At 60.1% G+C, this 21292-nt stretch carries 20 protein-coding genes; 7 read left to right on the forward strand and 13 right to left on the reverse strand.

The window, feature by feature from the left end; translation table 11 throughout:
• Positions 1-130: 130 nt before the first annotated feature.
• The 6 genes from era to lptF all read right to left on the reverse strand — a co-directional run bounded on the left by era (position 131) and on the right by lptF (position 6905).
• Positions 131-1033: a GTPase Era gene (era, locus tag BLU01_RS07535; RefSeq protein ID WP_092272866.1), complete on the reverse strand. Its 903-nt coding sequence runs from the start codon at positions 1031-1033 to the stop codon at positions 131-133.
• Positions 1026-1715 carry a ribonuclease III gene (gene rnc, locus BLU01_RS07540; RefSeq protein ID WP_092272869.1) on the reverse strand — a complete coding sequence of 230 codons (690 nt, stop codon included), beginning with the start codon at positions 1713-1715 and terminating at the stop codon, positions 1026-1028. Before rnc ends, era begins: the two co-directional genes overlap by 8 nt.
• 185 nt (positions 1716-1900) lie before the next feature.
• Complete coding sequence (gene lepB / locus BLU01_RS07545) at positions 1901-2755, reverse strand: signal peptidase I (protein ID WP_092272872.1); 855 nt, start codon at positions 2753-2755, stop codon at positions 1901-1903.
• Positions 2756-2760: 5 nt separating this feature from the next.
• Positions 2761-4560, reverse strand: coding sequence for a translation elongation factor 4 (gene lepA, locus BLU01_RS07550; protein WP_092272875.1), 1800 nt, complete (start codon positions 4558-4560; stop codon positions 2761-2763).
• Positions 4561-4732: 172 nt separating this feature from the next.
• Positions 4733-5794, reverse strand: a complete 1062-nt coding sequence (gene lptG / locus BLU01_RS07555; protein ID WP_092272878.1) for an LPS export ABC transporter permease LptG — start codon at positions 5792-5794, stop codon at positions 4733-4735.
• A complete protein-coding gene (gene lptF, locus BLU01_RS07560; protein WP_092272881.1) occupies positions 5787-6905 on the reverse strand; it encodes an LPS export ABC transporter permease LptF in 1119 nt (372 codons plus the stop codon). Before lptF ends, lptG begins: the two co-directional genes overlap by 8 nt.
• A gap of 319 nt (positions 6906-7224) precedes the next feature.
• Between lptF and BLU01_RS07565 the strand changes: the two genes are divergently transcribed.
• The 5 genes from BLU01_RS07565 (at position 7225) to rlmF (ending at position 13997) form a co-directional block, all read left to right on the forward strand.
• Positions 7225-8715 carry a leucyl aminopeptidase gene (locus tag BLU01_RS07565; protein ID WP_092272884.1) on the forward strand — a complete coding sequence of 497 codons (1491 nt, stop codon included), beginning with the start codon at positions 7225-7227 and terminating at the stop codon, positions 8713-8715.
• Positions 8716-8775: 60 nt separating this feature from the next.
• A complete protein-coding gene (locus tag BLU01_RS07570; protein ID WP_092272887.1) occupies positions 8776-9204 on the forward strand; it encodes a DNA polymerase III subunit chi in 429 nt (142 codons plus the stop codon).
• A gap of 8 nt (positions 9205-9212) precedes the next feature.
• Positions 9213-9620 (forward strand): DNA polymerase III subunit chi, encoded by a 408-nt coding sequence (locus BLU01_RS07575; protein ID WP_092272890.1) that lies wholly within the window; start codon positions 9213-9215, stop codon positions 9618-9620.
• Between the two features lie 275 nt (positions 9621-9895).
• The gene (locus tag BLU01_RS07580) at positions 9896-12742 is read left to right on the forward strand and encodes a valine--tRNA ligase (protein ID WP_092272893.1); all 2847 of its coding nucleotides are present in this window, start codon (positions 9896-9898) and stop codon (positions 12740-12742) included.
• A gap of 232 nt (positions 12743-12974) precedes the next feature.
• A complete protein-coding gene (rlmF, locus tag BLU01_RS07590) occupies positions 12975-13997 on the forward strand; it encodes a 23S rRNA (adenine(1618)-N(6))-methyltransferase RlmF (protein WP_092272896.1) in 1023 nt (340 codons plus the stop codon).
• A 187-nt stretch (positions 13998-14184) separates the two neighbouring features.
• Here the strand turns inward: rlmF and BLU01_RS07595 are convergent, their stop codons facing one another.
• Positions 14185-14466 carry an HU family DNA-binding protein gene (locus BLU01_RS07595; RefSeq protein WP_007905514.1) on the reverse strand — a complete coding sequence of 94 codons (282 nt, stop codon included), beginning with the start codon at positions 14464-14466 and terminating at the stop codon, positions 14185-14187.
• A gap of 393 nt (positions 14467-14859) precedes the next feature.
• Between BLU01_RS07595 and yejK the strand changes: the two genes are divergently transcribed.
• Positions 14860-15861, forward strand: a complete 1002-nt coding sequence (gene yejK, locus BLU01_RS07600) for a nucleoid-associated protein YejK (RefSeq protein ID WP_092272899.1) — start codon at positions 14860-14862, stop codon at positions 15859-15861.
• Positions 15861-16211, forward strand: a complete 351-nt coding sequence (locus BLU01_RS07605) for a glutaredoxin family protein (protein WP_092272902.1) — start codon at positions 15861-15863, stop codon at positions 16209-16211. Before yejK ends, BLU01_RS07605 begins: the two co-directional genes overlap by 1 nt.
• A 140-nt stretch (positions 16212-16351) precedes the next feature.
• Here BLU01_RS07605 and BLU01_RS07610 read toward each other — a convergent pair whose 3' ends face one another.
• From BLU01_RS07610 to BLU01_RS07635, 6 genes are all read right to left on the reverse strand, one after another.
• Entirely contained in the window at positions 16352-17287 is a 936-nt protein-coding gene (locus BLU01_RS07610) for a glutathione S-transferase family protein (RefSeq protein ID WP_092272905.1), read from the reverse strand.
• An 85-nt stretch (positions 17288-17372) separates the two neighbouring features.
• A complete protein-coding gene (locus tag BLU01_RS07615; protein ID WP_092272908.1) occupies positions 17373-17675 on the reverse strand; it encodes a GIY-YIG nuclease family protein in 303 nt (100 codons plus the stop codon).
• A 40-nt stretch (positions 17676-17715) separates the two neighbouring features.
• On the reverse strand, positions 17716-18186 hold the full coding sequence (locus BLU01_RS07620; protein ID WP_092272911.1) for a nuclear transport factor 2 family protein: 471 nt from the start codon (positions 18184-18186) through the stop codon (positions 17716-17718).
• Positions 18187-18297: 111 nt separating this feature from the next.
• Positions 18298-19569 (reverse strand): CynX/NimT family MFS transporter, encoded by a 1272-nt coding sequence (locus BLU01_RS07625; RefSeq protein WP_092281515.1) that lies wholly within the window; start codon positions 19567-19569, stop codon positions 18298-18300.
• A 58-nt stretch (positions 19570-19627) separates the two neighbouring features.
• On the reverse strand, positions 19628-20287 hold the full coding sequence (locus BLU01_RS07630; RefSeq protein ID WP_092272914.1) for a FadR/GntR family transcriptional regulator: 660 nt from the start codon (positions 20285-20287) through the stop codon (positions 19628-19630).
• A 237-nt stretch (positions 20288-20524) separates the two neighbouring features.
• Complete coding sequence (locus BLU01_RS07635; RefSeq protein WP_092272917.1) at positions 20525-21289, reverse strand: amino acid ABC transporter ATP-binding protein; 765 nt, start codon at positions 21287-21289, stop codon at positions 20525-20527.
• Positions 21290-21292: the final 3 nt, after the last annotated feature.

Here is a 21292-nt window from a genome sequence, read left to right on the forward strand (position 1 = left end):
CCCAAAACCAATGTGGGAGCGAGCTTGCTCGCGATTGCGGTCCGTCAGTCAACATGGCTGTTGAATGTCAGGCCCTCATCGCGAGCAAGCTCGCTCCCACAGGGGATCTACGGTGTAGCGCAGACCCGTTTTACAAATCGCCGTAACCCAGCGAACGCAGGGCGCGCTCGTCGTCGGACCAGCCGCCTTTCACTTTCACCCAGAGGTTGAGCATGATCTTGGAGTCGAACAGCAGCTCCATGTCCTTGCGCGCTTCGGTGCCGATGCGTTTGATGCGCTCGCCCTTGTCGCCAATGATGATCTTCTTCTGGCCGTCACGTTCGACGAGGATCAGCGCATGAATATGCAGGGTTTTGCCCTGCTGCTTGAACTCCTCGATTTCGACGGTGATCTGGTACGGCAGCTCGGCGCCCATCTGGCGCATGATTTTCTCGCGAACCAGTTCGGCGGCGAGGAAGCGGCTGCTGCGGTCGGTGATCTGGTCTTCCGGGAAGAAATGCTCGTTCTCCGGCAGGTACCCGGCGATCACCCGCTCCAGCGCTTCAAGGTTGTGCCCGTGCTGGGCCGAGATCGGCATGATCTGCGCGTTCGGCAGCTGTTCCTGCAACCAGCTCAGGTGCGGCATCAGCTCGGCTTTGTCTTCGATGCGGTCGGTCTTGTTCAGCGCGACGATCAACGGGCCGGTCACGTACTGGACGCGTTCGAGCACCATCTGGTCTTCGTCGGTCCACTTGGTGCGGTCAACCACGAAGATCACCACGTCGACGTCTTTCAACGCGGCCGAAGCAGTCTTGTTCATGTAGCGGTTCAGCGCTTTCTCGCCACCCTTGTGCATGCCCGGGGTATCGACGTAGACGGCCTGAACGGCGCCTTCGGTCTTGATGCCCAGCATGTTGTGACGAGTGGTTTGCGGCTTGCGCGAGGTGATCGCCAGCTTCTGACCCAGGATATGGTTCAGCAGCGTGGACTTGCCCACGTTGGGACGGCCGACGATGGCAACATAGCCACAGCGAGTTGCAGTTGTATCAGTCATTGCCATTCTCCACACCCAGGGCAATCAGTGCTGCGGCGGCCGCTACCTGTTCGGCAATACGACGACTCACACCCTGACCTCGGCTTTTTTCATTCAGTAAGGTGATTTCGCATTCGACGAAGAAAACTCGGCAATGCGGCTCACCCTGGATATCCACCACTTCGTAACGTGGCAGCTCACAGCCCCGCGATTGCAGGAATTCCTGCAGACGGGTTTTTGGATCTTTGTTGGTGTCGACCAGGGTCAGCCCCTCGAACTCACCGGTCAGCCAGGCCAGCACGCGCTCGCGCGCCATGTCCATGCCGGCGTCCAGGTAGATCGCACCGATCAGCGCTTCGAGGGCATCGGCCAGAATCGATTCGCGACGGAAACCGCCACTTTTCAATTCACCCGAACCCAGGCGCAGGTAGTCGCCCAGATCAAACCCACGGGCCAGTACGGCCAGGGTCTCACCTTTCACCAGGCGCGCGCGCAAACGCGACAACTGGCCTTCGCGCGCCAGCGGGAAGCGATCGAACAGCGCCTCGCCCGCGACGAAGTTGAGGATGGCATCACCGAGGAATTCCAGGCGTTCATTGTTACGCCCGGCAAAACTGCGGTGAGTCAGGGCCAGAATCATCAGTTCCTGGTCCTTGAAGGTGTAGCCGAGCTGACGCTCTAGACGACTTAAGGAGGCGCTCACGGTTTACCCACGCTGAGTTCGTGGTTGGATTCCACCGCCATCGCCGTGATGCGGCGCAGGCCTGGGACAATTAACGCTGTGTTCAAAAATTACGTCCTGAATATCAGTGTTTTCATGCTGCTGGCGCCGATTGTGGCGGCTCCAGAAATGCATTCGGCGCTGTGTTCAACAGCGCCGTGGAGTGATTACTTGATCAGGCCAACCCGCGAGAAATTCGGCAGGTGGCTGAGTTTGGGTTCTGGCCAGCTCATCCAGACTGCGAAGGCCTTGCCGACAATATTCTTGTCGGGAACCATGCCCAGCAGATCTTTCGGAATGCTCGGATCATCCCAATAGCGACTGTCGTTAGAGTTGTCGCGGTTGTCGCCCATCATGAAGTAATGGCCGGCAGGCACGGTCCAGCTATGGTCCGGCGTGGCGCGGTAGCGGCTCATTTCCTTGCGGATCAAGTGCTCGGCCGCACCGAGTTTTTCTTCGTAGAGTTCAGCGCTGCCCAACGTGCCCGGCTCGGTGCCGACCAGTTTTTCGGCGATCGACTCGCCGTTGACGAACAGGCGCTTGTCGGCGGTGTAGCGAATCTGGTCGCCCGGCAAGCCGACTACACGCTTGATGTAGTTGACGTTCGGGTCGCTCGGATAGCGGAACACCATCACATCGCCGCGCTGCGGATCACCGACTTCGATGACTTTCTTGTCGATCACCGGCAGGCGGATCCCGTAAGAAAACTTGTTCACCAGAATGAAGTCGCCAACGTCCAGGGTCGGTTTCATCGAGCCGGACGGAATCTGGAACGGTTCCACCAGGAACGAACGCAGCACCAGCACGATGAACAACACCGGGAAGAACGACTTGCCGTATTCGACCAGCAGCGGCTCTTTGTTCAGTTTCTCGACCACCACCACATCCGGCTGGCTGACGCTGCCCTGATAGGAGGAAATGGCGGCACGCCGACGCGGCGCCAGGAAAACCAGATCGAGCAACGCCAACAGACCGCAGACGAACACGGCGATGACCAGCAACAGCGGGAAATTTAGTGACATAGGACCTAACTATCCAACCTGAGCACTGCAAGGAAGGCTTCTTGTGGAATTTCCACGTTGCCGACTTGCTTCATGCGTTTTTTACCGGCCTTCTGCTTCTCGAGCAGTTTCTTCTTACGGCTAACGTCACCGCCGTAGCATTTGGCCAATACGTTCTTTCTGAGTGCCTTGACGGAGGTCCGCGCAATGATCTGCCCGCCAATGGCGGCCTGGATCGCAACGTCGAACATCTGGCGCGGAATCAGTTCTTTCATCTTCTCGGTCAACTGGCGACCTTTGTAGTGCGCGTTATCCTTGTGCACGATCAGCGCCAGGGCGTCGACCTTGTCACCGTTGATCAACACATCCAGTTTCACCAGATTAGCTGATTGATAACGATCGAAATGGTAGTCCAGCGAAGCATAGCCGCGACTGGTCGATTTCAGACGATCGAAGAAGTCCAGGACCACTTCGTTCATCGGCAAATCGTAAGTCACCTGGACCTGCGAACCGAGGAACAGCATGTCGTGTTGAACGCCACGCTTTTCGATGCACAGGGTAATGACGTTGCCCAGGTGCTCTTGCGGCACAAGAATATTGGCCCGCACGATCGGCTCGCGCATGTCTTCGATCGAAGACAGGTCTGGGAGCTTCGACGGGTTATCGACGTAAATCGTTTCACCGGTTTTCAGCAACAGCTCGAAGATTACCGTCGGTGCCGTGGTGATCAGGTCCAGGTCGTACTCGCGCTCGAGGCGCTCCTGGATGATTTCCATGTGCAGCATGCCGAGGAACCCGCAACGGAAGCCGAAGCCCAGGGCGTCGGAGCTTTCCGGGGTGTACTGCAGCGACGAGTCGTTGAGCGTGAGCTTTTGCAGGGCTTCACGGAAATCTTCGAAGTCGTCGGAGCTGACCGGGAACAGACCGGCGTAAACCTGCGGCTGAATGCGTTTGAAGCCGGGCAGCACGTCAACGTCGGGGGTCGAGCTCAAGGTCAGGGTGTCACCTACTGGCGCACCGTGAATGTCCTTGATACCGGCAATGATGAAGCCCACTTCGCCGGCCTTCAGGTCAACGGTGGCAGTGTGTTTCGGGTTGAATACACCGACGCTGTCCACGAGGTGGATCTTGCCGGTGGATTTGACTAGGATCTTGTCGCCCTTCTTCACACGGCCGTGGCGCACGCGTACCAGGGAAACAACGCCCAGGTAGTTGTCGAACCAGGAATCGATGATCAACGCTTGCAGCGGATCTTCGTAGTTGCCGGTCGGCGCAGGAATGGTGTGAACCAGGCGCTCGAGCACTTCATCGACGCCCAGGCCAGTCTTGGCGCTGCACTCGACGGCGTCAGTGGCGTCGATGCCAATGATTTTCTCGATTTCTTCTTTGACGCGGTCCGGATCGGCCTGTGGCAGGTCGATCTTGTTCAGCACCGGCATGACTTCCAGGCCCTGCTCGATTGCCGTGTAGCAGTTGGCAACCGATTGCGCCTCAACGCCCTGACCAGCATCGACCACCAGCAACGCACCTTCACACGCCGCCAGCGAACGGCTGACTTCGTAGGTGAAGTCGACGTGGCCGGGGGTGTCAATAAAGTTCAGCTGGTACTTGATGCCATCGCGGGCAGTGTAATAAAGAGTGACGCTATGGGCCTTGATGGTGATCCCGCGTTCACGTTCCAGGTCCATGGAGTCGAGGACCTGTGCTTCCATTTCGCGCTCGGCAAGGCCGCCACACATCTGGATGAAGCGGTCGGCCAGCGTCGACTTGCCATGGTCAATGTGGGCGATGATGGAGAAATTGCGGATATGACTCAAATCACTCACGGATCAACACTCAAAAAGGCTGCAGGCATAGCCCGCCGAAAAATAGCCGGGAATTGTACCTGATCCTCGGCGCAAGCGTCACGTTCACAGGTCAGACGGCGAATACAAAAACGCCCCGGTCTTGCGACAAGGGCGTTTTTGAGCAACTGGCAAGGTCAGGAAAACCCCGGAATCAACCGGCCCGACGCAGCAACCAGACCCCGGCGAGGCCACACACCGTGGCCGGCACCAGTACCGCGAACAGCGGCGAGAAGCCGAACACCAGGCTCGAAGGCCCGAGCAAATCCTGGACGATACGGAAGGTGAAGCCCACCAGCACACCGGTAAATACCCGCTGGCCGAGGGTCACCGAACGCAGCGGCCCGAAGATAAAGGAGATCGCCATCAGCACCAGCGCTGCGGTGACCAACGGCTGCAACACCTTGACCCAAAACGCCAGCCAGTAACGGCCGTTAGCCAGACCCTGGTCCGACAGGTAATGGATATAACCCCACAAACCGCTGATCGACAGCGACTCGGGCGCCATCACCACGGTGCTGAGCAATTGCGGGCTCAACGCCACTTCCCAGCGTTCGACCGGCGCGTTGACCACTTCGGTGTTCTTTTCATGGAACCGCGTGGTCGTTACTTCGCTCAACTGCCAGTGATCGGTGTCGAACTCCGCACGTTTGGCGAAGCTCGCCGAGAGCATGTTGCGTTCTTTGTCAAAGTGATAACGAGTGACGCCGTACAGCAAGCCGTTCGGTTGCACCGAGTTGACGTGAATGAACTCGTCGCCCTGGCGGTGCCACAGACCGTGCCGGGCACTTTGCGCATCACCGCTGCCTTGGGCCAGCGAGCGCTTGGCTTGCGCGGCAACTTCGGTGGCCGGCGCCACGTATTCGCCGATCAACACGCCAGCAATCATCAGCACCAGCATCGGTTTCATCACGGCCCAGACGATCCGCCCGATCGACACGCCAGCGGCGCGCATGATCGTCAGTTCGCTGTTGCTGGCCAGACTGCCGAGGCCGATCAGGCAACCGATCAGCGCGGCCATCGGCAACATGTCATACATGCGCCGTGGCGCGGTCAGCAGCACATAGACCAGCACATCGACCAAGGTGTAGGTGTCGCTGGCGTCGCCCATTTCATCGATGAAGGCGAACAAGGTCGCCAAGCCGAGGATGATCCCCAGAACCGCGAGGATCGCCACGAAAACGCTGCTACCAATGTAGCGATCGAGCTTAACCACGGGCCACCTCCCGCGCATCGCGCCGACTGGCCAGTTTCAGGCGCATCGGCTCCCAGTAGAGCAGGATCAGGCCGATGACGAGGAATATCCCGTGCACCCACCACAAGCCCAGCGCAGGCGGGATCTTGCCTTTTTCGAGGGCGCCACGAGCGGCAATGAGGATGGTCAGGTAACCCATATAAAGAAGAATCGCCGGGAGCAGCTTGAGGAAACGGCCCTGACGCGGGTTGACGCGCGACAGCGGCACCGCCATCAGGGTCACGATGAACACCAGCAACGGCAGGGACAGACGCCATTGCAGTTCGGTACGCGCGCGGATGTCATCACTGCCGACCAGCGACAGCGTGGTCATGGCATCGCGGTCGGTGACTTCTTCACTGACATCCGGCTTGGGCAGCAGCACGCCGTATTCGTCGTACTTGATCTTGCGGTAGTCGGCCTGCCCCGGGTTACCGTCGTAACGGAAGCCGTTTTCCAGAATCAGGTAACGATTGCCGTCAGGACGGATTTCCTGGCGCCCCTTCTCGGCCACCAGCACGGAAATCCCGCGCTCTTTTTTGTCGGAGGAAAAGTTTTTCTGCGAGATAAACACGCCGCCCAGATTGACCCGGTCATCGGTCAGGGTTTCGGTGTAGGTCACCCGCGTACCGTCGCGCAACGCCTGGAAGCGCCCCGGCTCCAAGGTATCGAATTCGGTCAGCGCGTCCTGCTTGTTCAGCAGCAACTGGAACTGATTGGCACCCTGCGGCGCCAGGCTCAGGCTGAGCCACGCCACCACCAGCGCGACCAGCGTCGCCGGAAAAAGGGTGATACGAAACAGCCGTTGCTGGCTCATGCCGGTGGCCGACAGCACGGTCATTTCGCTTTCCAGGTACAAGCGGCCGTAGGACAGCAGGATCCCGAGGAACAGCCCCAATGGCAGGATCAGCTGCAGGAAACCCGGCAGGCGAAACCCCATGATCAGGAACAGTGAACCCGGATCGAGCTGGCCGGAAGCCGCCTGCGCGAGGTATTTGATGAAGCGACCGCTCATGATGATGACCAGCAGCACGGCGCTCACGGCGCTCAAGGTCAACAGGACTTCGCGGGACAGATAACGGAAGACGATCAAACCAGACACTCCAGGGTTGTCAGGCTAAGGCGGCCAAACAAACAAACGTAGCGGCCGACCCGCAAGGCAGGGCCGCCAAAAAAGATGGCGCATTATCCTGTGATTGGGTGCGCCTGTCACTGCGCAAGCTCAAGCACATGCGCAAAGCACCGAAGATCGTCGAACCGAGGGTTGTCAGGCGCTGCTAGCGAGGTTCAAACTGCGGCCTTTGTCGCGGGCCGTGACCTGCGTCTTTCTATCTGTCTTTTCATCTATATAAGCAGGCGTTTGCAGACTCTGTCGAATGCTGCGTGTTGACCATTAATTCAGGGACCCCGACATGGAACTGGTTGTAAAAAGCGTTAGCCCGGAAACGTTGAAAACCGCCACGCTGGTGGTTGCCGTCGGCGAAAACCGCAAGCTCGGCGCCGTCGCCAGACAGCTCGACGAACTGTGCGGTGGCGCCATCAGCACCGTGATCAAACGCGGCGACCTCGCCGGCAAAGTCGGCCAGAGCCTGCTGCTGCACAGCCTGCCGAACCTCAAGGCCGAACGTGTTCTGCTGGTCGGCGTCGGCAAGGATGAAGAACTGGGCGACCGCCCGTTCCGCAAAATCATCGCTGGTGTCCTCAACACCCTTAAAGGTCTGGGCGGCAGCGATGCCGTGCTGGCGCTGGACGAAGTCGTGGTCAAGGGCCGCGACAGCTACGGCAAGACCCGCCTGCTGGCCGAAACCCTGGTCGACGGTCAATACACCTTTGACCAGTTCAAGAGCCAGAAAGCCGAACCGCGCGCGCTGAAGAAAATCACCCTGGTGACGATCAAGGCTGCCCAGGCTGAAGTCGAGCGCGCCGTGGCCCACGGTACTGCGATCGCCAACGGCATGGCGTTCACCCGCACCCTCGGCAACCTGCCGCCGAACATCTGCCACCCGACGTTCCTCGGTGAGCAAGCGAAAAGCCTCGGCAAAGAATTCAAATCGCTGAAAGTCGAAGTCCTCGACGAGAAGAAGATCAAGGACCTGGGCATGGGTTCGTTCTACGCCGTCGGCCAGGGCAGCGCCCAGCCACCGCGCCTGATCGTCATGCAATACAACGGCGGCAAGAAATCCGAGAAGCCCTACGCGCTGGTCGGCAAAGGCATCACCTTCGACACTGGCGGCATCAGCCTGAAACCGGGCGCCGGCATGGACGAAATGAAGTACGACATGGGCGGCGCAGCCAGCGTGTTCGGCACCCTGCGTGCCGTGCTCGAACTGAAACTGCCGATCAACCTGGTATGTATTCTGGCGTGCGCCGAGAACATGCCGAGCGGCAACGCTTCGCGTCCGGGCGACATCGTCACCACCATGAGCGGCCAAACCGTGGAAATCCTCAACACGGACGCCGAAGGCCGTCTGGTGCTGTGCGATGCGCTGACCTACTCCGAGCGCTTCAAGCCACAAGCGGTGATCGACATCGCCACCCTGACCGGCGCTTGCGTGGTTGCCCTGGGCGCACACACCTCCGGCCTGCTCGGCAACAACGACGAGCTGATCGGTCAACTGCTGAGCGCCGGCCAGACCGCTGACGACCGCGCCTGGCAACTGCCGCTGTTCGATGAATATCAAGAACAGCTGGACAGCCCGTTCGCCGACATCGCCAACATCGGCGGCCCGAAAGCCGGGACCATCACCGCCGCGTGCTTCCTGTCGCGCTTCACCAAGAACCTCAACTGGGCGCACCTGGACATCGCTGGCACCGCATGGACCAGCGGCGGCAAGGACAAGGGCGCCACTGGCCGTCCAGTGCCGTTGTTGACCCAATACCTGCTGGACCGCGCCAAAGCCTGAAACCGATGACCCGGGGCGGCGCTGTTTTCCAGCAGCGCCGCCTCTGGCTCAGGAACCGCAATGACCAAAGTCGACTTTTATATCCTGCCGAGCGCCGATCCTTCCGCGCGTCTGGATTTTGCCTGCAAGCTCACTGAGAAAGCCTGGCGCATGGGCCACCGCATTTACCTGCATTGCAGCGATGCCGCCCAGCGTGACGACCTCGATGCGCGCCTGTGGGCGTTCAAGGGCGAAAGCTTCGTGCCGCATGGCCCAGCCGAGAGCGAACCGGAAAGTCTGGTGGTGCTCGGGTTCGGCGACGACTGTGGCGCGCATCAGGATTTGCTGGTCAATCTCGACCTGAAAGTGCCGGGTTTTGCCAACAAGTTCGCCCGTGTGGCGGAAGTGGTGGTCGAAGATCCGACGAGCCGGGCAGCCGCGCGGGAGAGTTTCCGCTTCTACCGCGAACAGGGCTATCCTCTGCAAGACCACCGTTTACAGCGACTCTGAGTATTCCGATGGACACGCCAAAACCGCCACAAAAGTCCGCGCACCTGCTGGATGACCTCGAGTCGATCCGCCAACTGCTCGGCGATGACAACCTGCAACCGCCGTTGCTGACCGACACGGTCAGTGAAGACGAACAGGAACAGATTCCGATGTTATTCGAGGCCACCGGCAATACGCCGCAAGCCACCGAGGCTGCTGCTGCTGCTGCCCCTGTCCCAGCCCCTGCCCCAGCCGCGCAACCGGCTGACACCGCGAGCAAAGGCCCCGACGCTTTGCTGCACCTGGACAGCGAACTGCGCGCCGCCGCGCAATTGATCCTGCAAGACGTGATCGACGACTTCGCGCCGCACATCGAAACCGAGATCAAGCGCCGACTCGACGCGCGCATGGAACGGTTGCTCAGTCAGTACGACTAACCGCTGCCCCTTGTAGGAGCGAGCTTGTGTGGCGAGGGGGTTTACCCCCATTGGGTCGCGAAGCGGCCCTAAAACCTGCCACCGTAGTGTGTTTGGCGGACCGCATGCTCAGGTTTGACGACTGCTTCGCAGCCGAACGGGGGTAAACCCCCTCGCCACAAAAGCTCATGCCCACATTTAGCCTGCGCGCCGTCCGCCCCTGCTCGCTCTGCGTCCCATGCCCCGCTATACTCGTCGGCTTTTCCTGAATTACTGCCAATAGGGTCCCGCCGCGCATGGATAAGACCTACCAGCCGCACGCCATTGAAACTTCCTGGTACAACACCTGGGAGTCCGAGAATTACTTCGCCCCGCAAGGCGCGGGCGAGTCCTACACCATCATGATCCCGCCGCCGAACGTCACCGGCAGCCTGCACATGGGTCACGGCTTCAACAACGCGATCATGGACGCCCTGATCCGTTTCCGCCGCATGCAGGGTCGCAACACCCTGTGGCAGCCGGGCACCGACCACGCCGGCATCGCCACGCAAATGCTCGTGGAACGCCAGCTCGAAGCTCAGGGCCAGAGCCGTCACGACCTCGGTCGCGAGAAATTCCTCGAGAAAATCTGGGAATGGAAGGATCAGTCCGGCGGCAACATCAGCCGGCAGATCCGCCGCCTCGGCTCGTCCGTGGACTGGAGCCGCGAGCGCTTCACCATGGACGACGGCCTCTCGGAATCGGTGAAAGAAGCCTTTGTGCGCCTGCATGAAGACGGCCTGATCTATCGCGGCAAGCGGCTGGTCAACTGGGACACCAAGTTGCACACGGCGATTTCCGACCTCGAAGTGGAAAACCACGACGAGAAAGGTTTCCTGTGGAACCTGAAATACCCGCTGGCCGACGGCGCCAAGACCGCTGAAGGCAATGATTACCTGATCGTCGCGACCACTCGCCCGGAAACCATGCTCGGCGACGCCGCCGTCGCGGTTAACCCGAACGATGAGCGCTACCAGGCCCTGATCGGCAAATTTGTCGAGCTGCCGCTGGTCGGCCGCCGCATCCCGATCATCGCCGACGATTACTGCGATCCTGAATTCGGCACCGGTTGCGTGAAAATCACCCCGGCCCACGATTTCAACGACTACGAAGTCGGCAAGCGCCACAACCTGCCGCTGCTGAACATCTTCGACAAAAACGCCGCCGTACTGCCAGCCTGTCAGGTGTTCAACCTCGACGGCACACTGAACGAAAGCATCGACGGCAAGATCCCGGCCGAATATGCCGGCCTCGACCGTTTCGAAGCGCGCAAGCAAATCGTCGCAGCATTCGACGCCGCCGGCCTGCTGGTCAGCGTTGACGATCACGGCCTGAAAGTACCGAAAGGCGATCGCTCCGGGACCATCATCGAGCCGTGGCTGACCGACCAGTGGTACGTGTCGACCAAACCTTTGGCCGAGCCTGCGATCGCGGCCGTGGAAGATGGCCGCATCCAGTTCGTGCCGAAGCAATACGAAAACATGTACTTCTCGTGGATGCGCGACATCCAGGATTGGTGCATCAGCCGTCAGTTGTGGTGGGGCCACCGGATTCCGGCCTGGTACGACGAGTCGGGCAAAGTCTACGTCGGCCGCGACGAAGCCGAAGTCCGCGCGAAAAACAACCTCGGCCCGGACGTTGCGCTGCAACAGGACAACGACGTTCTGGACACGTGGTTCAGTTCCGGCCTGTGGACGTTCTCGACGCTGGGCTGGCCTGAGCAGACCGAATTCCTCAAGAAATTCCACTCTACCGACGTGCTGGTCACCGGTTTCGACATCATTTTCTTCTGGGTTGCCCGGATGATCATGCTGACCATGCACTTGGTGAAGAACGAGGACGGCACGCCGCAAGTGCCGTTCAAGACTGTTTATGTGCACGGTCTGGTCCGCGATGGCCAGGGCCAGAAGATGTCCAAGTCCAAGGGCAACGTCCTTGACCCGCTGGACATCATCGACGGCATCGAGCTGGAAGACCTGGTGCAGAAACGCACCTCGGGCATGATGCAGCCGAAACTGGCGAAGAAGATCGAGAAGCAGACCCGCGACGAGTTCGCCGACGGCATCGCCAGCTACGGCACCGATGCCCTGCGCTTCACCTTCTGCTCGCTGGCATCGACCGGTCGCGACATCAAGTTCGACATGGGTCGCGTCGAAGGCTATCGCAACTTCTGCAACAAGATCTGGAACGCCGCGCGTTATGTTCTGGACAAGGGCGAAGACTGCGGCCAGAACGGCGAAGCCTACGAGCTGTCGCTGGCGGATCGCTGGATCATCTCGCAGCTGCAACGCACCGAAGCCGAAGTGACTCGTCAACTCGACCAGTTCCGTTTCGACCTGGCCGCGCAAGCCTTGTACGAGTTCATCTGGAACCAGTATTGCGACTGGTACCTGGAACTCTCCAAACCTGTGCTGTGGGATGAAAACGCCCCGGTCGAGCGTCAGCGTGGCACTCGCCGGACGCTGGTGCGGGTTCTGGAAGTGGCGCTGCGCCTGGCGCACCCGTTCATGCCGTTCATCACCGAAGAAATCTGGCAGCGCATCGCGCCGCTGGCCGGTATCGAAGGCAAGACGATCATGCTGCAACCTTGGCCAGTGGCCAACGAAGCGCGCATCGATCAGGGCGCCGAAGATGATATCGAGTGGTTGAAAACCTTGATGCTCGGCACGCGCAACATCCGCGCCGAGATGAACATCGGGCCGGGCAAGCCGCTGAACCTGTTCCTGAAAAACGTCAGCGCCGAAGATCAGCGTCGTCTCACCGAGAACGAAGCGCTGCTGAAGAAGCTTGCGCGTCTGGAATCGATCACTGTGTTGGCTGCTGGCGAAGAAGCACCGCTGTCCGCTACCGCACTGGTGGGCGAGATGGAAGTGCTGGTGCCAATGGCCGGCCTGATCGACAAGGACGCCGAACTGGCGCGCCTGGACAAGGAAATCCTGCGTCTGCAGGGCGAAGTCCAGCGTGTTGGCGGCAAGCTGTCGAACGCCGGTTTCGTCGACAAGGCCCCGGCCGAAGTCATCGACAAGGAACGCGCCAAACTGGCTGAAGCCGAACAGGCTTTGGGCAAACTGGCCGAGCAACACGCGCGGATTGCCAGCTTGTAACGGCAGCGCGCAATGAAAACAGGGAGGCCAGCAATGGCCTCCCTTTTTCTTGCCCGCTACTTTTTGCCCTGCGTAGGAGCGAGGCTTGCCCGCGAAGAACGATAACGCGGTGTACCTGATTAACCGTGTCGCGGCCTTCGCGGGCCAGCCTCGCTCCTACAGGATCCCCGCGCGAGCATCGTCTGTGGGACAATGCCCGCCACTTTCAGCCATACCCGAATCGACAACGCCCATGAACGCCCCCCGCACTCCCCGCCCCGCGCGCAAGAAGCCTGACTCCGCCACCCCGGCCAAAGCCGTGGAACCACGTCCGAAGGCCAGCCTGCACCCGCGCAATCGCCATCAGGGTCGCTACGACTTCCCGGAGCTGATCAAGAGCACGCCGGAACTGGCGAAGTTCGTGATCACCAACCCGTACGGCAAGGAAAGCATCGACTTCGCCAGCCCCGACGCGGTGCGCGTGTTCAACCGGGCGCTGCTCAAGTCGTTTTATGGCGTGGCGCATTGGGACATTCCGGCCGATTACCTGTGCCCGCCGGTGCCGGGGCGTGCTGACTACGTGCACTTCCTCGCCGACCTGCTGGCCAGCGTCAACGACGGCGAGATCCCGCGCGGTGCGCCGGTCAAGGTGTTGGATATCGGCATGGGCGCCAACTGCGTTTATCCGCTGATCGGTTATAGCGACTACCGCTGGCACTTCCTCGGTTCGGAAATCGACCCGACGGCGGTCGCCGCCGCCAAAGCCATCGTCCAGTCCAACGGGCTGAACAAAGCCATTCAGTTGCGCCAGCAAACCAACCCCAAGCACATCCTCCTGGGTTTGCTCGAGCCGGGCGAACGGTTTGACCTGACCATGTGCAACCCGCCCTTCCACGCCTCGATGGACGAAGCGACCAAGGGCAGCGAGCGCAAATGGCGCGCGTTGGGCCGTGCCGACCCGAAACGCAAACTGCCGGTGCTGAACTTCGGTGGCCAGTCGGCGGAATTGTGGTGCGAGGGCGGCGAAGCGCGCTTCGTCACGCAACTGATCGCCGAGAGCGCGCACTTCCAGCACAAAGTGCTGTGGTTCAGCACGCTGGTGTCGAAAGCCTCGAACCTGCCGGCGATCCAGATTGCGCTGAAAAAGGCTGGCGTGCTCGAAAGCCAAGTGGTTGAGATGTCCCAGGGGCAGAAGCAAAGCCGCTTTGTCGCGTGGACCTTCCAGACCAAATCCGAACAGCAAGTGTGGCGCGAGCGCTGGGTTCGCAAGGGCTAACGCAGGTCAACTGTAGGAGCGAGCTTGCTCGCGATGACGGGCTGTCATTCAACATTTTTTTTGAATGTTACGGCCTCATCGCGAGCAAGCTCGCTCCCACATTGACACAGCGCTGCTGGTGCCAAATCACAGACACAAAAAAGCCGTGCCCGGATTGCTCCGGAGCACGGCTTTTTAATACTGCTTCTTACTTGTTAACAGCGTCGGTCAGGCCTTTGGCCACAACCAGCTTGATAACTTTCTTGGCAGCGATTTCGATGGCAGCGCCAGTCGAAGGGTTACGGCCAGTACGGGCAGGACGCTCAGTCACTTTCAGTTTGCCGATACCTGGCAGAGTGATTTCGCCGCCGTTTTCCAGCTGATCAGCAACGATTTGGCCCAGTTGGTCCAGAGCGTTACGCGCGGTGGTTTTTGGCGCGTCGATAGCTTCAGCGATGTCGGCGATCAGTTGGTCTTTAGTAAGAGCCATGTAGTGTTCCTTCCCTATCAAATTCATATGGATTGCAGAGTGCAGTGTCAGCCATCGAGCCCGATCTTCTGGATCTGGCACCCTCGGCCAATAACCACGGGATCGGGGTTATAGATACCGAAATCAGGGTTTGGTTCGACCTGACAAATGCTGAATGCACGCTTAACGCAGTGACTTCGCGTAAGACCGGGCAAAACTAGCACAGAGACGGGGAAATATCCGCCTCTAGCTACCCAATTGGTCAGCTTTATTGCTCTAAACCGCTAAAAAAGCGCATAAGGCCCGTCGCACACCGGCGAATTGCCCTTCGAGCCGCGCCAAAACCAGTGGTTGCGGTACACTTGGCACTTTTTGGGGAGCGCGCCCTCCTCTCTTCAATCAGCCGAGAAGCCCATGCCGATCCGCCATTGCATCGTCCACCTGATCGACAAAAAACCCGACGGCACGCCCGCAGTTCTCCACGCTCGCGACTCTGAATTGGCAGAGTCCACGGCCATCGAGAACATGCTTGCCGACCTCAACGAGAGCTACAACGCCAAACAAGGCAAGGCCTGGGGTTTCTTCCACGCCGAGTCCGGGGCGCATCCGTTCAGCGGCTGGCTGAAGGAATACCTCGACGGCGGCAAGGACTTCACGGCGTTCAGCCGGGTCGCGGTGGAACACCTGCAAAAGCTGATGGAAGAATCCAACCTGTCGGTCGGCGGTCACGTGTTGTTCGCCCACTACCAGCAAGGCATGACTGATTACCTGGCCATCGCCCTGCTGCACCACAGCGAAGGCGTGGCGGTGACCGAGGAACTCGACGTGACCGCGTCGCGCCACCTCGACCTCGGCCAATTGCACCTGGCGGCGCGGATCAACGTGTCGGAGTGGCAGAACAACAAACAGTCCAAGCAGTACATTTCGTTCATCAAAGGCAAGAACGGCAAGAAGGTCTCGGAGTATTTCCGCGACTTTATCGGTTGCCAGGAAGGCGTCGACGGCCCCGGCGAAACCCGCACGCTGCTCAAGGCCTTCAGCGACTTCGTCGAAAGCGAAGATTTGCCGGAAGAATCTGCGCGCGAGAAGACCAAGACCCTGGTCGATTACGCCAGCAGCCAGGCCAAACTCGGCGAGCCGATGGGCCTCGAAGAACTCTCGGAACTGATCGACGAGGAGCGCCCGAAAGCCTTCTACGATCACATCCGCAACAAGGATTACGGCTTGTCGCCGGAGATTCCGGCGGATAAGCGCACGCTCAACCAGTTCCGCCGCTTCACCGGGCGCGCCGAGGGGCTGTCGATCAGCTTTGAAGCGCACCTGCTGGGCTCGAAGATCGAATACGACGAAGAGGCCGGCACGCTGATCATCAAGGGCTTGCCGACGCAACTCACCGATCAGTTGAAGCGCCGCTGATGCTCGGTCGGGCGCTGAAGAAATTCCTGCTGATCTTGCTGGTGGTCGTGGTTTACCAGAACTGGGGCAAGATCGAACGGCTGATTCACCCGACGCAAGTGGTGTCGGAGCAGACGCAGGCCAAGGCTAACGTGGTGCTCTACGCCACCGACTGGTGCGGCTACTGCAAACTGACCCGGCGTTTTCTCGATTCCAAAGGCATTCCGTATCAGGAATTCGACATCGAGAAAAATCCCGAAGCGCGCAAGGCGTATGAAGCGCTGGGCGGACGCGGGATTCCGCTGATTGATGTGAACGGCACATTGATCCGCGGCTATGACCCGGACCAGATCCTCGCTGCCCTGAAATAACCCAAGCTTCACCGAAAATCTGTAGGAGCGAGGCTTGCCCGCGAAGGCGTCGTCACTGCCGCCAAAAGCTTCGCGGGCAAGCCTCGCTCCTACAGGAGGTCAGTGCCAGCAGGTACAGGGGATCAACGCTTTACACGGGTTCAGTGTTTCTCGATACGAAACCCAAACCGCGGGAAGTGCACATGCACCAAGCCCGCGCGCTCATCTTCGCGGCGCAGGATCAATTCCTCACGTCCGGCAAACACCAACTCGCCGGCCACCGGATCCACGCCGTAATCGGTCGCCGCGATCAGCACTTGCTGGCCGATTTCAAAACCGTTCGGCTCAGCGAACTGCTCATCCGGCAACGCCGCCGGCGTGGCATTGCGCGATACCTCCAGCGCCTCTTCGGCGGTCATCTCGCTGAACGCGCCATGACCGAAACCCATCACCCGCGCAAACCACGCCGACACCGCCGGATACGCGTCCACCAGCGGTGCAGTCACCGGCGTCGCTTTGAGAAACCACAGGCAATGCGCCAACGCGAAGTCGGCAATCGACGGTTCACCCAACAGGTAGTCGCCCTGCTCACGCTGCAGCTGCAACTCCAGGCGTCCCATGATGGTCGGCCACTGATGGCGCGCCTGCTCGGCCGACAACTTGGTGGCGCTGCCACCGCTGAACAAACCGGCGCGGTCGGCGAGGAATGCCTTGATCGCTTCCGGCGGCAGTTTGCCGAAGCGCACGGCGATCGATTCCGGCTGAAACACCAGGCTCACCGCGTGCTGGAACACCACCGAATCGGCCCACGCAGCGAAACTCGCGGCGATCATTTCCTGACCTTCCGGGAAGAACGCCGGCAAGGCCTTTTCCTGCTCCAGACGCCGCGCGATCAACGCGGTGTCGCAGTAGATATCGGCGCCGATCTGCAACACCGGGGTCTTGCGATAGCCGCCGGTCAACGCGGTCAGATCAGGTTTTGGCATCACCGGCGAGATCTTCACCGAGCGCCACGACAGGCCTTTGAAGCCCAGCAGCAGACGGGCCTTTTCGGCAAAAGGGGATGTCGGGTAGTTGTGAAGAATCAGCTCTGACATGCTCGGCTCCGCCGCACGAATAAAGGAATTCGCAGCTTAGCCTGCAATTGGTTGGCGGCCTACGGCTCGGCGTGATGGGAACTTATCAGTCAGATTGATAAGTCTGCACCAGGCATTCCTTAGCGCTTTTCTTGAGTTTTTTGATCAGCCGTTCCTGGCGCAGCGCATCGCTTTTGTCGCGGCACAGCTCGGTGTAAACCAGCGCCACCGCCGGGCTGGAGAGAAAGTAGCGCGCGCCTTTGCCGCTCTGGTGCGTGGCAAAACGGCGCAGCGGATCGTTGCTGATTCCGCAGTAAAGCGAACCGTTGGCCGCGCGCACCAAGTAAACAAACCAGGGTTTGCTCACCGGGGCCTGGGCGTCGGCGGGGATTTCGCTGAGGGTGTTCACGTGGCAATCAAGGCTTGAAAGAAAACAAGCGGCGATCTTATCAGCGACTGGCCTGGAATGCCCTCAGCCCCTTCAATGCCTGCGCGCGCACGGCGTTGCGCACCAGCGGCGTCCAGCCCAGCAACAGACCTTTGGTGCCGAGCGCCTGACGCGACCAGCGCCACAGGTCGAAGTGGTCGTGATGCTCGCAGATCTTGCCGTCGCGAAAAACAAATCGCGCTTGAATGTTGTTGACCACGGTGTTGCCGGTCTGGCTGAACAGGTAAGTCGCGACCCAATGCGCGCCACCCGTGCGCTCGTCGCTGCGCACGTTGTCGAAGGTCAGGGAAAAGTCCTTGGCGCGGGTGGTGAGCATGCGCCACATGTCGCCGGCATCGCGGCCACGCAACTCGCCGAACGCCGGATCACTGAACACCACGTCATCGGTGTAGCAGGCGCTCATCGCTTCGGCGTCCAGGCGCTGGAAAGCCTCGTAGAAACGGGTGATCAATGCGTTGTGGGCGTCACTCATGGGCAGGCTCCGTGCGGCGGCGAATGGCTGGAAAGGATGGCTGCACGATAGTCTGCAAAGACGCGAAACACTATCGGCATTCGTGGGCCGAATGCCGACAGTGTGCGCGCGTCAGACTTTTTCGCTGGTGACTTGCACGTACAGCGAACGCCCGGCGCCGAGCCCGGCGACGATTGCGCCGAGGCCGATGATGCCGAAGATCCAGCCCAGCGCATTCCAGCCACCGGTCAAGTCGTGGACGATGCCGACCGCGAACGGCCCCATCGACGCCAAGGTGTAGCCGAAACCCTGGGCCATGCTCGACAGGTTGGCGGCGACATGCGAATCACGCGAACGCAGCACGATCAAGGTCAGCGCCAGGCTGAACGTGCCGCCCTGCCCCAGACCGAGCAGAATCGCCCAGCCCCACAAACCTTCAATCGGCGCGTAGAGGCAGCCGAACAGACCGCCGAGGGTCAGCAACATGACGATGACAATCGCCAAACGCTGATCCTTGCCGCGCGTTGCCAGCCACGGTGCGGCCAGTGAGCTGGCGAGTTGCACGATCACCGAGCCCGACAGCACCAGACCGGCCTGGGTCGGCGTCAGTCCACGGCCGATCAGGATCGACGGCAACCAGCCAAACACGATGTACGCCAGTGACGATTGCAGGCCCATATAGAGCGTTACTTGCCAGGCCAATGGATCGCGCAACAAACCGCGAACCCGGTAGGCGACGTTGTGCGAGCCGTGTTTCTGGCCGACTTGCGGCAACCAGAAAATCGCCGCGACCAGCGCCGGAATCACCCAAAATCCAAGACCAAACGCCCAGCTCTGGTCGAAGTGTTCGCTCAACGGCACGGTCGCGCCCGCGGCCATCGCCGCGCCCAGACACAGCGCCATGGTGTAGACACCGGTCATGGTCCCGGCCTGTTTCGGGAAGTCGCGTTTGACGATGCCTGGCAACAACACGCCGATCACGCCGATGCTCGCGCCGGCCATGACGCTGCCGGCGAACAGGCCGATTTCACCGAAAGAACTGCGCAGGATAATCCCGCCCGCCAGCGTCAAAAGAATCCCCAGCACCACGCGTTCGGCGCCAAAACGCCGCGCGAGGATCGGCGCCAGTGGCGCGAATAAACCGAGGCAGAGCACCGGCAACGTGGTCAGCAAACCGGCTTGCGCGGCGGACAATCCGAGGGTCTTCGAGACGTCGCTGAGCATCGGCGCCATGCTCGACAACGCCGGGCGCAGGTTCAGCGCGACCAGGATCAGCCCGAGCAATAACAGCCACGGCCGGCGCAGAAGCGGCTGACTGCGCTGGACCGTTTCGTCATCGGCCTCGGCGTCGATCAGCAGCTCTTCGAGCTTGTTTGCGGGGAGATGGCTGTGCTTGGCAGGCATGGGGTTCTCGTTTTCAAAGTGCTTGGTTTCAAAGTGCTTGGTTTCAAGGTGCTTGGTTTCAAGGTTCATTGATCAACTGCCTCGACAGGGCTTTGGCCCGTTCCGGGTCGCGTTGCTCGACGGCGTCGAGCAATTCGACGTGCAGATCGAAGACTTCCTGGCGTCGCGGGGTGATGTTCAAAGTCTGGCGCAATTGCGCGCCGACGATGCTCGAGAAGTAGCGATACAACTCGCTGAGCGTCGGGTTGTGCGCGGCATCGACCAGGCGCCGGTGGAACACCAGATCGCAGGCGATGTAGCTGTCGAGATCGCCGTGGTAATGACTGCCGCTGACGCCCAGGGCTTCGCGCAACGCCACGAGGTCTTCGTCGGTGCGGCGCAGTGCAGCGAGGCCGATGGCTTCGACTTCGAGGATGTGCCGGGTTTCTCGCGCCTGTTCGAGCGAGCAGCGCGACAGGGCCTTCATGGTGTCGAGCGGGTCGATGATCGCGCGCAGGTAACTGCCATCACCCTGGCGGATTTCGATCAACCCGGAAAACGCCAAGACGCGCATGGCTTCGCGCACGGTGTTGCGGCTGATGCCGAGTTCGGCAGACAGCTCGGGTTCGGTCGGCAGGCGCTCGCCGACCGCCCAAACGCCTGCGGTGATGCGTTGGCGCAGTTGCTCCAGGGCCTGATCGACCAGGGAGCGTTTGATCAGTGGAGACATGTCAGACATAGGAATTCGCCCTTTCATCCAATCATAGGATGAATTTTTCGACATGTTAGTCAGCAATCTTTTGTAACGCAATGCCCCTGTAGGAGCGAGGCTTGCCCGCGAAAGCGTCATGTCAGGGACAGATATGCAGCTGACACCCAGCCTTCGCGGGCAAGCCTCGCTCCTACAATGTTCTGGAATCCAGGCATAAAAAAACCCGGAACAAGTCCGGGTTTTTTTCTCAATGCCTGTACAAAATCAATGCAAGATCTGGCTCAGGAACAGTTTGGTCCGATCGTTCTGCGGGTTGTCGAAGAAGTCGTTCGGCGCCGCTTGTTCGACGATTTCGCCCTTGTCCATGAAGATCACGCGGTTGGCCACGGTGCGCGCAAAACCCATTTCGTGGGTCACGCACAACATGGTCATGCCGTCTTCGGCCAGGCCGATCATGGTGTCCAACACTTCTTTGACCATCTCGGGATCGAGTGCCGAAGTCGGTTCGTCGAACAGCATGATTTTCGGTTTCATGCACAAGGCACGGGCAATCGCCACACGCTGTTGCTGACCGCCGGACAGTTGCCCCGGGAATTTATGCGCCTGCTCCGGAATGCGTACGCGTTCCAGGTAATGCATGGCGATTTCTTCAGCCTTGCGCTTGGGCATCTTGCGTACCCACATCGGCGCCAACGTGCAGTTCTGCAGAATGGTCAAGTGCGGGAACAGGTTGAAGTGCTGGAACACCATGCCGACTTCGCGGCGCACCGTTTCGATCTGCTTGAGGTCGTTGGTCAGCTCCACGCCGTCCACCACAATGCGCCCCTGCTGGTGTTCTTCCAGACGATTGAGGCAACGAATGGTGGTCGACTTGCCCGAACCCGACGGGCCGCACAGGACGATACGTTCGCCCTGTTTGACATTAAGGTTGATGTCTTTCAACACGTGGAACTGGCCGTACCACTTGTTCACGCCCTGCATCTGAATAATGCCTTCAGGGCTCACAGGCTGTTTGATCGCTTCACTCATAAA

Origin of the sequence: Pseudomonas prosekii (assembly GCF_900105155.1) — a bacterium.
Taxonomy (GTDB): domain Bacteria; phylum Pseudomonadota; class Gammaproteobacteria; order Pseudomonadales; family Pseudomonadaceae; genus Aquipseudomonas; species Aquipseudomonas prosekii.